The following is a 1403-nucleotide window of genomic DNA, read 5'->3' as shown; positions in this document are numbered from 1 at the left end:
CCTGTTGGGGTGGACGGCCCCCGATCGGCATCTTTGTGCCAAGGTGAGGTTGTCGAAGCATCACCTGAGGGGACCGTCCATGGATCATGTTATACGCATTGGGTTGGATACGTCGAAGCGTCTCTTTCAGGTGCACGGGGTCGACGCGTCGGAGCAAGCGGTGCTGAAGCGCAAGTTGGGTCGGTCGGCCATGGAGGCGTTCTTCGCCGGTCTTGCGCCGACGCTGGTGGCTCTGGAGGCGTGTGGGGCCTCGCATCACTGGGCCAGAGTGCTGACGTCGATGGGTCACGATGTGCGGCTGATCGCACCGCAGCTCGCCAAGCCTTATGTGAAGCGTGGCAAGAACGACGCGGCCGATGCGGAGGCCTTGTGCGAGGCGGCCGGGCGACCGAGCATGCGGTTCGTGCCGACGAAGAGCGCCCAACAGCAGGCCGACCTGATGCTGGCCGGGATGCGCGAGCGGCTGGGGCGGCGGCGGACACAGCTCGCCAATACGATCCGGGGCTATGCGGCCGAGTTCGGCTATGTGGAAGCCAGAGGCGCCGCGCATGTGCGCCCGCTCCTGGAGACGGTGCGGGACGATCCGGAGATCCCGCCCTTGGCCCGAGAGATGTTCGCCGAGCTCGCCCTCGAACTCACCGAGCTCGAGGAGCGCCTCTGTGCCATCGAGGCGCGGCTGAAGGCCTGGCATCTCGCCAGCGAGACCTCGCGGCGGCTGGCTGAGGTGCCAGGGATCGGCCCGATCATCGCCACGACGCTCGTGATGAAGACGCCGCACCCCGAAGCCTTCCGGTCGGGGCGGGATTTCGCGGCCTGGATCGGGCTGACGCCGAAGGACCACTCGACCGCCGGCAAGACCCGCCTCGGCAGGATCACGCGGGCCGGCGACGAGACCTTGCGCAGCCTCCTCGTGGTCGGCGCAACGGCGGTTGTCTGGCAGGTGCGGCGCGGCAAGGCCCGGCGACCGATGCCCTGGCTCACGAGCCTGCTCGCCCGCAAGCCACCCAAGCTCGCCGCGATCGCGCTCGCCAACAAGCTCGCCCGCATCGCCTGGGTGCTCCTGGCAAGGGGCGGACGCTATCGGATGAGCGACGCGCGGCCAGAGGCCTGCCCGGCCGCTGCCTGACCGAGATCCCGACGCGGACACCAACCTCCGCCGCGTCGGCGAGCCGAGCTTGCAAGACAAGGAGTAGATGGTGGGATCGGTCGATCCACGACGAGGGCGATGCCGCGCAATCCAGTGGCCATCACAGGTCGCCACCCTGTTTGGCTCCCTCGCCGCGGAAACCATCTTGGCCAGCGGAAAACCGCACCAACAGGCCGGACACATGACCGCAAGCGACCAGATCAACCAGACGCTTCCATCTTGCAAACAACGGGCCGTCCACACATGGATTGCTTCG

General features: G+C 67.6%; 1 protein-coding gene. It reads left to right on the top strand.

Annotated elements, in window-relative coordinates; genetic code table 11:
• The first annotated feature begins 79 nt into the window (after positions 1-79).
• Positions 80-1126: an IS110 family RNA-guided transposase gene (locus tag CYD53_RS29740; protein ID WP_103721673.1), complete on the top strand. Its 1047-nt coding sequence runs from the start codon at positions 80-82 to the stop codon at positions 1124-1126.
• Positions 1127-1403: the final 277 nt, after the last annotated feature.

Origin of the sequence: Allobosea psychrotolerans (assembly GCF_002917105.1) — a bacterium.
Taxonomy (GTDB): domain Bacteria; phylum Pseudomonadota; class Alphaproteobacteria; order Rhizobiales; family Beijerinckiaceae; genus Allobosea; species Allobosea psychrotolerans.
The sequence above is the reverse complement of the archived record's forward strand: the minus strand, read 5'-3'. Positions and strand labels throughout refer to the sequence as shown.